The organism is Paenibacillus campinasensis (assembly GCF_002272015.1).
Classification (GTDB): Bacteria; Bacillota; Bacilli; order Paenibacillales; family Paenibacillaceae; genus Paenibacillus_AQ; species Paenibacillus_AQ campinasensis.
In genome coordinates, this window is the sequence record NZ_NPBY01000011.1 from 21732 (window position 1) to 34622 (window position 12891).

General features: G+C 53.2%; 11 protein-coding genes. 5 read left to right on the forward strand and 6 right to left on the reverse strand.

The annotated features are described in order from the left end of the window. Positions 1 to 6 precede the first annotated feature (6 nt). The 5 genes from CHH67_RS03605 (at position 7) to CHH67_RS03625 (ending at position 8664) form a co-directional block, all read left to right on the forward strand. Positions 7 to 888 carry a carbohydrate ABC transporter permease gene (locus tag CHH67_RS03605; protein WP_095263620.1) on the forward strand — a complete coding sequence of 294 codons (882 nt, stop codon included), beginning with the start codon at positions 7 to 9 and terminating at the stop codon, positions 886 to 888. A 28-nt stretch (positions 889 to 916) separates the two neighbouring features. Then, positions 917 to 2695 carry a sensor histidine kinase gene (locus tag CHH67_RS03610; protein ID WP_095263621.1) on the forward strand — a complete coding sequence of 593 codons (1779 nt, stop codon included), beginning with the start codon at positions 917 to 919 and terminating at the stop codon, positions 2693 to 2695. Next, the gene (locus tag CHH67_RS03615; RefSeq protein WP_095263622.1) at positions 2692 to 4287 is read left to right on the forward strand and encodes a response regulator; all 1596 of its coding nucleotides are present in this window, start codon (positions 2692 to 2694) and stop codon (positions 4285 to 4287) included. The genes CHH67_RS03610 and CHH67_RS03615 overlap by 4 nt, the downstream gene beginning before the upstream one ends. Beyond that, positions 4278 to 6806: a beta-mannosidase gene (locus tag CHH67_RS03620; RefSeq protein ID WP_095263623.1), complete on the forward strand. Its 2529-nt coding sequence runs from the start codon at positions 4278 to 4280 to the stop codon at positions 6804 to 6806. Before CHH67_RS03615 ends, CHH67_RS03620 begins: the two co-directional genes overlap by 10 nt. 493 nt (positions 6807 to 7299) lie before the next feature. Beyond that, entirely contained in the window at positions 7300 to 8664 is a 1365-nt protein-coding gene (locus CHH67_RS03625; protein ID WP_095263624.1) for a phenylacetate--CoA ligase family protein, read from the forward strand. A gap of 115 nt (positions 8665 to 8779) precedes the next feature. On the opposite strand, the gene mscL is transcribed toward CHH67_RS03625, so the two are convergent. The 6 genes from mscL to CHH67_RS03655 form a co-directional block, all read right to left on the reverse strand. Next, complete coding sequence (gene mscL / locus CHH67_RS03630; RefSeq protein WP_144029236.1) at positions 8780 to 9169, reverse strand: large conductance mechanosensitive channel protein MscL; 390 nt, start codon at positions 9167 to 9169, stop codon at positions 8780 to 8782. A 313-nt stretch (positions 9170 to 9482) separates the two neighbouring features. After that, on the reverse strand, positions 9483 to 10448 hold the full coding sequence (locus tag CHH67_RS03635; protein ID WP_244908073.1) for a DUF4261 domain-containing protein: 966 nt from the start codon (positions 10446 to 10448) through the stop codon (positions 9483 to 9485). Between the two features lie 148 nt (positions 10449 to 10596). Beyond that, positions 10597 to 10875 (reverse strand): YxcD family protein, encoded by a 279-nt coding sequence (locus CHH67_RS03640; RefSeq protein WP_095263627.1) that lies wholly within the window; start codon positions 10873 to 10875, stop codon positions 10597 to 10599. A gap of 3 nt (positions 10876 to 10878) precedes the next feature. After that, positions 10879 to 11340, reverse strand: coding sequence for a hypothetical protein (locus tag CHH67_RS03645; RefSeq protein ID WP_095263628.1), 462 nt, complete (start codon positions 11338 to 11340; stop codon positions 10879 to 10881). Positions 11341 to 11425: 85 nt separating this feature from the next. Beyond that, positions 11426 to 11977, reverse strand: a complete 552-nt coding sequence (locus tag CHH67_RS03650) for a PadR family transcriptional regulator (RefSeq protein WP_095263629.1) — start codon at positions 11975 to 11977, stop codon at positions 11426 to 11428. Positions 11978 to 12293: 316 nt separating this feature from the next. Beyond that, a complete protein-coding gene (locus CHH67_RS03655; RefSeq protein WP_095263630.1) occupies positions 12294 to 12863 on the reverse strand; it encodes a beta-class carbonic anhydrase in 570 nt (189 codons plus the stop codon). Positions 12864 to 12891 lie beyond the last annotated feature (28 nt).

Below are 12891 nucleotides of genomic sequence, written 5' to 3' on the forward strand. Positions count from 1 at the left end.
GGAGTTATGCAAACAGCCACAACCGCAGCCAAGCCGGGACCGTCCGGAGCCGGAGCAGGCTCGATCGTTCGCAGAGCGGGCCAAAGTATCTTTTGGCTAATCCTTACGATCTATGGTATTTTAACGTTGTATCCGTTCTTTTGGCTCGTGATAAGCGCGTTTAAAACGAATGAGGATTTTTACAGCCGGCCGTTTGGCTTGCCTGAAATCTGGAGATGGGACAATTTCAGCCATGCCTGGGCCAGCTCAAGGCTCGGCAGCGCCTTCGTCAATTCGATCATCGTATCGCTGGGGTCGCTGGTATTGACCTTGTTTATCGCCGCGCTGGCCTCATTTATTCTTGCCAGATTCCAGTTCAAATGGAAAGGGTGGATGTTTGCTTTCTTTGTTGTCGGAATGCTGATTCCGATCCACAGCACCCTCGTTCCATTGTTCATTCTGATGAAACAGATGTCCCTGCTCAATACATACTGGGCTCTGATATTGCCATATACGGCATTTGCGCTTCCGACCGCGATTTTTGTGCTGACCGCTTATTTGACCAGCATACCGCGGGACATCGAGGAGGCATCCTTTATTGACGGCACCGGCCTGTGGGGGCTGTTCTTCCGGATCATGCTGCCCATGTCGCTGCCGGCGCTGGCGACGGTCACCATACTCAGCTTTTTGCATGCATGGAACGATTTTTCGTTCGCCCTTGTATTTATTAACAAGACAGAACTCAAGACGCTGCCTTTGGCCATTGCCAACTTCGCCGACGGATATCAGACCGATTACGGGCTGACGCTCGCGGCGATGACACTCTCTGTCATTCCGACGGTGCTGCTGTATCTTCTATTCCAGGAGCAGATGATGAAAGGGATGACGGCCGGGGCTGTGAAAGGATAAGGGAGTACATAGGGAGGGGGGATCCGCCTTGCGACGCTGGCTTCGTTCATCACTTCGGCGGAAGCTGTCTCTGCTTGTTGCCGGGTCGGTTGTTATACCACTGGTGGCGCTCGGACTGTTCGCTTTTGTAACCTCATCCCGAATTACGGAAGAAAAGGCTACGCTGTCCGGCATCGATATGCTGAAGCAGCTGGATGCCAACCTTCGTTTTATGCTGGTGGATATCGAGAACATATCCATCTATCTGATTGGGGAAAGGGATATTCAAAGTTATTTGCTCCGGCATGAGGACCGGGAGGATGAGCGGACAGAGATCGTGGGCCGGATGACCAATCTGGCTACCTCCAAGCCCTATATCGCCAATATTTCGATTTACCCCGAGCGGTTTGATGCACAGCTGTCCACGGGCAACTGGTATGAATCCGATCTGCCGAACCCTGGCCTTGCGAAGGAGCGGAAGCCCGGCAAGTTCTGGTCCGACGTGTACCGGATTGTAAACTATTCGGGGGAGCAGCATGTGATCACCTTGATGAGGCCGATTCGCAGTATCCATGATTATGCCCACCTGGGCTGGATGTCCATCAGCCTGAGCGAGAGGGTGCTGTCCCGCAGTTTGATTCGTCCGGATTTCGGGCGGGGCGAGGGGCGCATTGAACTGGTGAATGCCGATGGCATCATTCTGTCATCGGCGGATAAATCGAGACTCGGGAAGAGGCTGGACGAATATGATCCAGGCCTCTTCTCCATTGTCTCGCAGGCGGAAAGCGGATCTGCGGTATACGGAGAAGATGAGGGCAAACGCACGGTGCTGTATTATCGTGAAGGGCTCACCGATTGGATTCTGATCGGCACTATCCCCTACGATCAGTACCGTGCTGAGAACGGTTATATTCTGGGACTGACCGGGATTGCGGTCGGCATATCGGCAGCGGTCAGCGTATTGCTCGTCTGGTTCACCGTCCGCCGAACGACGCGTCCGCTGCAGCTGCTGGCCCGCCACTTGACCCGAATTAATCCGCATCGTCCGCTTCCGCATTTTGCGGTGACTACGGATGATGAGATCGGCAAGCTTGGCGAAAGCTACAATCTGCTTGGAGCTCATATTGAGGAGCTGAAGCAGGATGTGATTCGAGGAGAGGCACGGAAGAAGGAGGCGGATATGCGTGCGCTTCAGGCGCAGATCAACCCGCATTTCCTGTACAACACCTTGTCCTCGATTCACTGGATTGCGCTGATGGCCAAGGAGGCGCGGATTGCAGATATGGTGGAGGGTCTCAGCCAGTTCTTGCGGCTGAGTCTGAATCAAGGCAAGGAATATTGCCCGGTGGAACAGGAAGTGGATCATATTCGCCAATATGCTCGGGTGCAGAACATTCGCTACTCCGGCAAATTCCGGGTCGATTATATGGTGGATGCATCCCTGAAGGACCAAATGATGCTGAAGCTGCTCCTGCAGCCGTTGGTGGAGAACGCCATGATCCACGGGCTGCAGAAGAAAGACGGGCCGGGCACGATCTTGATCATGATCCGTCCGGAGGGGCGGATGATGAGCTTTCTGATTCTGGATGACGGTGTCGGCATGAGCCGGGAGCGGCTTGAAGAGGTTCGCCGATCCCTGCACGAGCCGCTGGATCACAATGATTTGGATCAGGAAGGGGCCGCTGAGGAAGGCGGCTACGGCCTGCGCAACGTGAATGAGCGTCTGATGCTGCATTACGGTCCGGATGCTCAGCTTGAGGTGGACAGCCGGGAGGGCGGAGGTACCCGGATTGCATTCACGATTCCGATGTTGGAGGGGGCGCCATGAAAGTTTTGATCGTTGATGATGAGGAAATCATTCGCGAAGGGTTGTCCAGTGTCATTTCATGGAGCGAGCTTGGGCTCACCTTGCTGCCGCCGGCCTCTTCGGCCGAGGAAGCGCTGGAGCGGCTGCCCGTTGATAAGCCGCATATTATTCTGACAGACATCCGGATGAGCGGCATAACCGGGCTTGAGATGGCGGATGAAGCGAAAGAGCGGCTGCCGGACGTCGAGATTATTATTTTGTCGGGCCATAACGATTTTGCATACGCGCAGAAGGCGATCCGGCAGGGCGTGGTGGACTATCTGCTGAAAACGAGCCCGCCGGAGGATATTATCCAGACCGTGCTGAAAGCGAAACAGCGGCTCCAGGAGCGCTGGGCCGACAAGACCCGGGAGGACCGCATGGCCCGCGATGAGAAGGAGCGGCAATTTTACAAATGGGTGATTCAAGGAGAGCCGGTGCCCGGAGAGCTGCCTTCCTTTATCGGGGAATCGTTTACACGAGCGGGAGAGGATCCCGGCGCTTATCATTGGCAGGTGCTCATCTTGGAGGCGCAGGGCTGGAATGGGCCAGGTTATTCCGCTTCGCTGCTGCTGTTTGCTGTCCAGAACATGCTTCAGGACCTGCTCCCATACAGTGCATTTGCAATCCAGAAGGATAGCCTGGTCGGCCTGATGGCGGTTGGCGCAGGCGGAGAGCCGGCTGGTGCCGAGCCGCAAGACGGATGGCTGCATCTGATCGGCAGGGTAGAGAACCTGCTGAAATGCAATATCCGGCTGGCGATCGGAGAAACGGTGACGAGCGTTGAGCAGGCGCATCAAAGCTATACGGCTGCCGCTTCCGTCTTCCGCTATTTTCACCTGCTGTCATCAAAGGTGCTGGATTACCGGGTCATTGCCAGCCGTCAGGGCGGGAAAATGCTGCTCTCCCAGGAGGAGGAAACGGCGCTTGGCACGCTGCTGCTGGACAACGATCCAGTGGCATTGAACAGGTGGGTGGAAGGCTTGTACGAGACGCTGTCCGCTGATCCGCAGAGCACGTTCGAATCCGCGGAGGCCTGTCTGCAATCGGCGGCCGTGGCAGGCTATCGCTGGCTGGAAAGAACGCTGCGCACGACCGGGCGGGAGGAAGAGCTCCGCATGGAGCCATGGCTGCAAACCGAAAGGGAGGGGCTGCTGCCTCGGGGCGCCCTGTTCCGTTACTTGCATGAAATTATGGATCATTATCATACTCATCTGGGCGATGGTAGCGAGGCGCATGTGAGGCGGGCCAAAGCGTTTGTGGAATCTTCATCATTACGGGAGATCAGCTTGCAGCAGGTGGCCGGGCATCTGCATCTTCACCCTGGGCATCTGGGGGAGCTGTTTCGGAAGGTGACCGGCACGACATTCGGGGATTATGTGACCGAGCTGCGCATGAAGCGAGCGATGGAGCTGCTGGCAGCGTCGCCGGCCAAGGTGAGTGAAATTTCACTGCTGATCGGTTATGAAGATGTGAAATATTTCAGCAGGCTGTTTAAGAAGCATGTCGGAAAAACGCCGAGCGAATATCGGGAAGAGACACAGGTAGGAAGTGAGGTTAAGGCATGGAACTGACAGGTCCTTGGAAAATACAGCATTATGAGGTGGGAGAGAAGCATCCGCTTGAGCTTGCGGCACCCGGACTGGATGACCGCTTCTGGATCGGCGCTGCGGTGCCGGGCGATGTACATTCGGCCCTGATCGAGCGAGGAATCATTGATCCGCCGTACTTTGGCCATAACGATGCCAAATGCCGCTGGATCGAGCAGAAGGAATGGTGGTATCGGACGACGTTTACCGTGGACGAAGCGGCTCATCAGGACGAACGGTTTGAGCTCGTGTTCGAGGGGCTGGACACCTTCGCCAAAATTTATGTAAATGGGCATGAGATCGGATCAGCCTCCAATATGCTGATGTCTCACACGTTTGATATTACCCGTATCGTTCGTGCTGGCTGGAACTCGCTGGCCGTCCGGTTTGATCCGCTGTTCCTTCACCATCGTGACAAGGAGCAGTTCGAGTGGTCCTCGTATACGAAGGAGCGGCCCTGGATACGGAAGGCAGCGATGAATTTCGGCTGGGACTGGGGGCCGCGGATGGTGACGGTCGGGATCTGGGGCAAGGTCCACCTGAAGCGCCGTCATGCGGCCAAGCTGGAGGGCGTATATGCAAGCACGATCAAGGCGAGCGCAGAGGAAGCGACCATCCGCTTCGAAGCAGGGATGAAGGCCTACAGGAAGCATGCTGCTGCAACTGTCTCTGTCTGTCTGATTGACGCGGATGGACAGGCGGTGGTCTCAACAGAGCTGAATATGGAGCGGGGAAGGACCGAGCGTGAGCTGGTTGTACCTCATCCCCGCCTATGGTGGACGCATGACCTGGGTGAGCCTTATTTATATACGCTTGAGGTCAAGCTGCTGGTAGATGGTCAGGAAGTGGATCATTACGTGACCCGTTATGGAATCCGGACCATCGAATTGGCGCTCCAGGATCCGGACGGGAATGACACATTTACCTTTGTATTAAATGGTGTCAAGGTATATGCGAAGGGAGCGAACTGGATTCCGGCAGATCACTTGATCGGCGCTATTCGGGAATCGACCTATCGCGGACTGGTAGAGCTGGCTGTGGAAGTACATATGAACATGCTCCGCGTCTGGGCCGGGGGCATTTACGAGAAAGATATTTTCTATGACGAATGCGATCGTCAAGGCGTGCTGGTGTGGCAGGATTTTGCTTTTGCCAATGCGCTGTTCCCGGACTTCAATCAGGATTTCATGAACAACGTCACCGCGGAAGTGATCGACAATGTCAAAAGGCTGCGCAATCGTGCCTCCCTGGCGCTATGGTGCGGAAACAATGAAATTGATTGGCTGTATGACATGAAATCGGCGGCAGGGGATATTACCGGCCCGTTCTTCGGAGAGAGCATCTATCATGAATTGATCCCGTCGTTGCTGGAGGAGCTGGACCCGAATCGCCCATACTGGCCTTCTTCGCCGTATGGAGCAAGCGGGGACAACGATGTCAATGATCCGGACTGCGGAGATCGTCATAATTGGCAGGTCTGGCACGGCTCCGTCTATCCGCGAAAATATGGGGAAGCGCCGCTGCTTGACTACAGCGTGGAAGGCGTGACCTTCAAAAATTACAAAAAGGATGATGCGCTGTTCAGCAGTGAATTCGGGATGCATGCTTCGGCGAACCGCTATACGCTGGAGAAGAACATCCCCCAAGGGCAGTTCTATTGGGGCAGTCCGGAGATGGCTCACCGCAACAAGGATACCAATCATCAGAAGGGGATTCTGCTGATGCAGGGTTATACCGGCATTCCGCATCATATCGAGGAATATATGAATTTCTCCATGCTGACGCAGGCAGAAGGGCTGAAATACGGGATTGAGCATTTCAGGCGGAACAATCACCGCAACCGCGGCGCGCTCGTGTGGCAGTTGAACGACAGCTGGCCGGGGACAAGCTGGTCGATGATCGATTATGAGCTGCTGCCGAAGGCCTCGTATTATTATGCGAGAACGTTCTTCCATCCTGTGCTGCTGTCGCTGGAGCATGAGCCAGGCGAATCGCTGAAGGTGTGGCTGGTCAACGACAGGCTTGAATCTCTTCAAGGAACGGTGACGCTGACGGTATATTCTTTTGCAGGTGAGGTCATTCATCGTTCAGCATTTGAGGCGGGGGTTCCGGGGCAGAGTACAGCGCTCCTCGGTGAACGATCCGAAGTTGAGGTGCTGAGCGGGCATGAGCCAGGGCAGGTGCTGATTGAGCTTGCGGCTGCCGGATTCGCCGCGCCTGCCGGCCGCTACTATCTCCGTGATCCGAAGGAAGTTTCTCTGCCTAACGCGCGACTTGAGGCTGCGGTCCATCCGGATGAGGGGATGGTAACCGTGACCGCCAAGGAGGGCCTTGTCCGGTTCGTAAAACTGGAGCTGCCGCTCGGAAATTTGCGATTCAGCGACAACTATTTCGATTTATTGCCGGGAGAAAGCCGTCAAGTGCTGATCCGGCATCCGGAAGGAATAGAGCCGGATTGGTCGCAGCTGCGGGTAAGCGGCTTGAATGCCGGGCCATCCATCTAGAGAGATTCGGATGATGTGAGCAGGACTCTGCGCTGTTACAGAGCCATGATGCAAGTGATAAACGGATCGACAAGCGGATGATAAAAAGGATCGGAGTTTCCCCGAAGGCCGGATGGTCTGGGGGAGACTCCTTTTTCTACTTGGATAACCTCGTGAATAGACGGCGGCAATCTTTGTCCAGCAGGAGATAGATGGTATGGATCTACTCGACAGAAACAGAGATGCTACGACAATTTCTCCCCATACTCAAATCTAGACGCCAATGATATAATCAAGCCAAAAATAGAATAAATACTAGAAATATGCCCCTGTTAAGCGAAATTCGTATTCCCCGAAGCCGCTATCGTTCACACGGCTTACTGTTCCCCGAACCGTTATTTTCGTAAATATGAATCATCCGGCAGGACCGGATGTCGTCCTTCATAATCCTGATTGAAGATTTAGGAAAGCCAATCTCATAAAAATATGGAAGAAGCGAAGGAGGATCTGGCGAGTGCTGATTCAGAGGAAACCGTCCCGAAAGATACTGCTCAAGGTGGGCGATGCTGCGCCTGCGCTGCAGCCGCTGCTGGATTATTATGACGAGCTGGAGCGCAGCGGGTTGAGCTTCGAAATGCTTAGCAGCCAGCAGATCAGAGAGTATCAACTGCATGCACTCAACGTCACATTACGCCATGCCTGGAAACACAATGATTTCTATCGCCATGCGTTCATACAGGCGGGGTTAAGCAAGCCTGAAATTGCTGATCTGGGGGAAATGACACGTATTCCGTTTCTGAGCAAGGATGATATTCGTGGGGAGAAATCCAAGCTGCTGTGCTGTGATCGGAGGGAGGTTGGCCAGGTTCATGTTAATTTCGGTTCGACAGGCGGGCCGATTTATACTTCCTTCACCCTTAACGATCAGTATGTGTATGAACTGCTGCCGAAGTATACGCAGCTGTTCCCGGAGAATGAGCAGGATGTCGTGGCGGTGGCCCTGCCTTATGAATTTGCGCTTCCCGGCCTCGGTTTCCAAAGATTGTATCAATTCGCTTTTGGAAGTATGGTGCTGTCGCTCGGCAAGGGCAGCTACATGGCGCCCGTCGATCAATCCCTGGAATTGATGAAGGAATTCCGAGCCTCGGTAATGGCCACTACGCCATCGTATGCGGTGATGCTCGCAGAGGAAGCGGACAAGCTTGGAATGGACTTGCGGAGAGAGATTGGCTTGAAACGGATCATTCTGACCGGCGAAGGCTGTTCTCCGACGTTTCGGGAGCGGCTGGAGCATATTTGGGGCTGTGAGGTTTCCTTCTTCTATGGTTCCTCCGAATGCGGAGTGATCGGGATTGAATGCAGCGAGCACAGCGGCTACCATGTCGCTCAAGGTCATGTCATCGTGGAGATCGTTGAACCGAACACCGGCCGCTTGCTCGATGACGGGGAGGTTGGGGAGATCGTGGTGACGACCTTGCTGAGAGAAGGCATGCCGATGATCCGCTATCGCAGCGGTGAGATTGGCTATCTTCAGCAAGCGCGCTGCAACTGCGGAAATCCGCTGGAAATCATTCATTTAAGAGGACGTCAGGAGAACCAGATTATGCTGGATCGTGAGATGTTCTCGCCATTCATGCTGGAGCATTACCTGCTTCAGGTGCCTGAGGTCGGATTCTGGTATCACTTCAAAATTACAGCGACTCAGAAGCTGATCATCGAGATCGAGCCGTACCAAACCGATATGGGAGATCGCGAGCTGAGTGACAAAGTCTCGGAGCATATGAAGGAGAAGCTCCATATCGATTGCGATATCCGGGTGCTGCCGAGACTTCCGCGAGCCTACGGGAAAGCAACCCGCATCGTTTTTGACGAGGACTGATGCCGTGAGCAAGAAGAGGCTGATGCCGAATCATTCATCCGGAACATGAAATAAAAGACCCGCCAGCTTCGGAAAGAATACTCCGGGGAGGCGGGTTTGTCTGTATGTGCTGCCTTTAGGACGGCTTGTTGTTTTGCTGTTTCAACAGATCACGAATTTCGGAGAGAAGCTCTTCCTCTTTCGAAGGGGCAGGTGGCTCTTCGGCCTTCTCTTCTTCCTTATGCTTGAAACGATTGATCAACCGGATAAACATAAAGATTGCAAACGCCGTGATCAGGAAGTCAATGACGGATTGGAGGAACACGCCATAGGTTATGACGGCATCTCCTACGGTAGCCTGCAAGCCGGAGAAGTTGATTCCGCCTAGCAGAAGCCCAATCAGCGGTGTGATGATGTCATTGACCAGAGAGGATACGATGCTCCCGAATGCAGCGCCAATGATGACCCCGATCGCCAAGTCCAGTACGTTTCCTCTAAGGGCGAAGGTCTTAAATTCCTTTAACAGTTTCAAAATGTGTTCACCTGCTTCTAAGTAATAGAGATCGCTGTATCGCGTTATGTACATATTCCAAAAGCTATCCTATCAGCTATTGTATGAATATGCAATACAACGAAAGTGGTGTTTTTTGGCTTGGTGGACCAGGAAGGAAGCGTGCAATATAAAAAGCAGCTCTTCCCGGTCCGGTGGAGCAGGGAAGAGCTCTTCATGCATGTATAACAGACTGCGACGCGGCTGCCGCGGGCCGTGCCTATTCCCGCACCCAACGGCTACAAGATGTAAGCGTTCAGTGGCATGAAGCTAAGGGCTAAAATCAAGTTCAACGGTTCCCGTGCGGCTGGTTGCGCCGCCCGGCATAATAAGGATCTCCCGGGTCTAGGTCCACGACGACACGATGCGGTGCGGCCAGCGCATATTGGTGCTCATACCGCCACTGCCTTGCGCCAGGTAGGGGAGGGACGGAGCTGGCGCCCAGGACGGAGATCAGCTTGCCGTGTTCGAAGAGATCGTGACCGAAGCTCGTCAAGCGGCTGGCTACCTCGTCCGGATCCAGGTCATAGAAATGGCATTGCACATCAGGGATGCCCAGAGCGGCAAGGCCGATAGAATCCATGAGCATTTCCTTCCGCGCGTGCTCGCCATGCTGCATCGGGAAGAAACGAATATTCATCGCCCCGTATAGTAAATCCCCCTTCTGAACCGCCGCGATCCATGCAGCGGGCTCTACCAGCTTGTCGCTCTCACGGAAATAAATCGCGTCTGCTGGCGCTGTCTCTAGCACTGCCAGCAGAGCATCGGTAAACAGCTGCAGCCTGGATTTTGGCTCTAGCCCGGAGGCCATCAGGTCCACGAGCAGCCATGTATAGGAACTTTCCTTCATCACGGCTGCCGCCTCCGGCCAGTGCCTGCTGTGCTGGATTGACGATTCATATTTGCTTATCGGACGTTGGGAGATCGGAATGAGGCTTGTCTGTGCAGGCAGCTCGCCTTCCGCATATTGCACCATATAGTCGAGGTGGAAATAATGGAGCAGCTGCTCTTTCTGAATGTTCTCCCTCTGCGCGTGATACTCAATAGAAGGAGTGAGCCCCTCAGGCTCGGGGGCACTGACTTGCCCGGTATAGCGCTCCATATTGCGCTGAAGTGTCTCCGGATCCAATACGGGCTTCTTCTTGTATATCAGCTCTGCCGCATACACACGGGCAAACCCGAAATCCTGTTCTTCTTCGATTAATGCTTTCACATGGCTGGCGTTCATGGTAGATGGGTGATTACGATTCGACACATTCGTTCCCCCTAACAAACCTAATAATAGCTTCATTATATCAATCTACCAAACTCTACTACAATACCATGTTATTACCATCCAACGATAGCGAAAAAAAAGATGCCCCGCAAGAAGTTCATCTTGCGGGGCATCTTGATGGAATCGGTCACTGCTGTACAATCGCAACGATTTCGTCTTCCAGTTCCAGCCTGATCTGTTCACGGTAGGCCCGGATATTGTATTCGGTATACAGGTAGCGAAGAATCGCCTCCGTAAGGTTAGACTCAATCAAGTATTGACTGCGGCCGTGAACCCATACCTCGGCAGTATACCCTGTATCTTCATCCCAGCTGAGCTCCACAGTAACATCTGTCGGTTTGACGCCTTTGCGCTCTGCCTGATGCAGGCAAATGGCATTGACGATTTCGTCCATGCTGAGAATCATTGATTAATACCGATTGTTATTATGATGATTGTTGTTGTGTTGCTCTACAGCTGGCTTGCGACGATTTCGGATCGTGCGCACGATAGCCATAATGACCATAATGATGGCCCAGATGGCGACCAGGTTAATCAGAAGACCCAGAAGCTCACCCATGAAGCCCATACCAGCAAACATGCCGCCGAACAGAAGTCCTGCAAGACCACCGATCATCATGCCTTTCATGAATCCGCCGCCGCCAAAAAGACCGCCACCGCCTGTACGGTTCGCTGTCGAGCCAGCAGTTGCACCCGTGTTGTTGTTGGACGAATTGCTCTGCTGAACGTTGCTGTCATTCTTCTTCGGCGTATTGGTGTAAGACTTTGTTCCGGACTTGAATCCGCCGCCTCGTCTTGCATCTGCGGAATCAGGCGCCAGCGTTACAAAGAAAAGTGTAAATACCACTAGAATCGCCAGTACTTTTTTCATATCGTTCTGTTGAGCCTCCCAGAAAAAATTTAGTGTACATCTAGTACATACGGACGAGTCACGACATGGTTTCAAATAAATAGGATCATGATTGTCCTGAACTGGATGACTGATGCTGTTTCAGCAAACTGAGGACCCAATCGCACCATTTCAGCTCGGTTTCAGCCAACATGAGCCCTTTGGTAGCCAGAATATAGTTGCTGAAAGTCTTGCTTCCGAATTCACGGCTGTCCTCCGGAATACCCTCTAATATATTCTCGAAGAATCGCTTCTTCTCCGTATAGATGCTTCTGCGATCTTCGTATATATCGATGGCGACACCGATCTCGGCGAGCCACAGACAGAATGTGCGAAGCGAGAGCTCATCCTTCGTGACCGCTGGGGCAATCGGCTGGTACATCCATTCACGCAGCTTCTGCAGGCCTTTTTCCGTGATGGCATATATTTTTTTGTCAGGCTTGTCATTCTGCTGTACCCAATAGGAAGAAAGCAGCTGCTTGTCTTCCATGCTGGCGAGAAGAGGATAGATTTGACTGTGCTTGGCTTGCCAGAACGGCTGTATCCTTAGCATCAGATCATATCCGGATGATTCTTTTCTGGCCACTAATCCTAGCAATCCGTATGACAACGTATTCATGGACATAACTCCCTTTGAAACGCATATCGTGGACCCGGGCGAGGATGCGTCATTCGCCTGTTGGTCCGTTTGATCAAAGTGTACACTGAAACTGTATGGTTTGACAACTGAAAGTAGACCTTGAGTGAAATAATATGGAAAATTTGTGACCAAAAATGGGCAAAGGCGTGACGGGCTTTACGCCGGCTAAAGCAGCTTTAATGAAACAAAAAAAGGAGGTGCTCTGCAAGATCGTTAGTCTTGACAGAACACGCTCCTTGGCTGTTATGCACAATCCGTAGAACGCTGCATAGAACCAGAGGCCGGAGGGCGCGAGTTAGCTCTCGTACCCATCCACAACAAGATCAAGCGCCCCGGTCGTCGGATGAATGACCATGCCATGAACCGGTACATCCGGTGGAAGGAGGGGGTGATTCTTGATCAGGCTGACCGTACTGCGCACGCCGTCCTCCACGTTATCGAAGCCGCGCAGCCATTTGTTAAGCCGGATGCCCGAGTTTTCAAGCGTTGCAAGCACCTCATCGGAAATGCCGCGATCCCGCATATGCTGAATCATCACTTCAGCATTGAGGGAGGCCATGCCGCATTCATGATGGCCAACGACAACCACTTCCTCGGCCTGAAGCTCATACAAGGCCACCATCACACTGCGCATAACACTGCCGAACGGTTGGGAAATGATCGCCCCGGCATTTTTAATGACTTTTACATCACCGTTCTTGAAATTCATCGCTTTGGGCAGCAGCTCAACAAGACGGGTATCCATGCATGTGATAACGACCATTTTCTTGTCCGGGAATCGGCCGGTTACGTAAGATTCATATTCCTTGTTCTCTACAAAACTGCGGTTATGTTCCAGAATGCTATGAAGATGTTTCGTTGTCATTTAGGTTTCCTCCTCGAAATGTCACTTG

Bases quoted from the DNA above. Each gene is read 5' to 3' on its own strand.
- CHH67_RS03605 (WP_095263620.1), top strand. From the start codon at position 7: ATGCAAACAGCCACAACCGCAGCCAAGCCGGGACCGTCCGGAGCCGGA.
- CHH67_RS03615 (WP_095263622.1), top strand. From the start codon at position 2,692: ATGAAAGTTTTGATCGTTGATGATGAGGAAATCATTCGCGAAGGGTTG.
- CHH67_RS03620 (WP_095263623.1), top strand. From the start codon at position 4,278: ATGGAACTGACAGGTCCTTGGAAAATACAGCATTATGAGGTGGGAGAG.
- CHH67_RS03640 (WP_095263627.1), bottom strand. From the start codon at position 10,875: ATGATTCTCAGCATGGACGAAATCGTCAATGCCATTTGCCTGCATCAG.
- CHH67_RS03645 (WP_095263628.1), bottom strand. From the start codon at position 11,340: ATGAAAAAAGTACTGGCGATTCTAGTGGTATTTACACTTTTCTTTGTA.
- CHH67_RS03650 (WP_095263629.1), bottom strand. From the start codon at position 11,977: ATGAATACGTTGTCATACGGATTGCTAGGATTAGTGGCCAGAAAAGAA.
- CHH67_RS03655 (WP_095263630.1), bottom strand. From the start codon at position 12,863: ATGACAACGAAACATCTTCATAGCATTCTGGAACATAACCGCAGTTTT.